At 50.0% G+C, this 886-nt stretch carries 1 protein-coding gene; it reads left to right on the forward strand.

What is annotated here, in order from left to right; all coding sequences use genetic code 11:
• The first annotated feature begins 400 nt into the window (after positions 1-400).
• Complete coding sequence (locus tag ALQ04_RS20725) at positions 401-838, forward strand: hypothetical protein (RefSeq protein ID WP_259645056.1); 438 nt, start codon at positions 401-403, stop codon at positions 836-838.
• Positions 839-886: the final 48 nt, after the last annotated feature.

Here is an 886-nt window from a genome sequence, read left to right on the forward strand (position 1 = left end):
GTCATTAGACCAGCTCAATGAAATAGCCAAAGAACTCCGAGCGCGAGAAAGCAATTGGCTACGACGTAACTTCGATCGGTTAAAAGTTGCATGGCTACGCTACAGCTACGGTTACATCTGGAAAGAACTCATGAAAGTTACTCGACTCCAATAACCCCATAACAACACTCTCAAACAGCCCAATAGTGCTTCTGAGATAGGGATTCAAACCTCTTCTAGGTTCACCTTCGATCCACTTAGGCCGCTTTCGGCCAGAAGCGGACGTAATGGCGTTTGTGTAGTATCTGCCTCTCTTCCCACCTATATGAGGTGGCCGATGTCTAGCCGACACCCCCCATCCCCTACAAGAGCTGCCCTAGACCTGCAAAACGCACGTTCGCTTTTGGGAAAGCGGCTGAGCGTGCTGCTGCACGATCAGTACTATTTCAACGACGAGAAAGATCTGGGAGACGTAGGTTCTCTAGAGTGGCGTTTTGGCGAGCGAGAAGTTTTATCCATGTATCTCTTGAGTGATGGCGATAGAGTAGGCGCGGACTTGTTGCCTTCTGATACGCCGGTTTCCTTCGAGATAGAGCCGAACGTGACCTGCTCCTGGAATAGGGAAAACCTACTTGCAGGTCTATCAGCAACCCACCTCGAGAACACAAAAATTTGCGCAGTTGAGGGAATTCTTGACTCTTTTAACGGGCAAGAGCCTTGGCTGGCCGGATTCAGAGTTACGTTCGAGACCGGTGACTCATTGATCTACCTTAACCAGGGCGACGACGCCGTCGTATTGATTAATGCGCTACCGCCAGTAAGTGTAGGCCTCGAAACTCGCTTCGTTACCTCAATTTAATGACAGCTATGGGGCGATTACGACAGGCAGCTGAGCTGGTCTAATGAC

Source organism: Pseudomonas cichorii (assembly GCF_003700275.1).
Lineage (GTDB): Bacteria > Pseudomonadota > Gammaproteobacteria > Pseudomonadales > Pseudomonadaceae > Aquipseudomonas > Aquipseudomonas cichorii_B.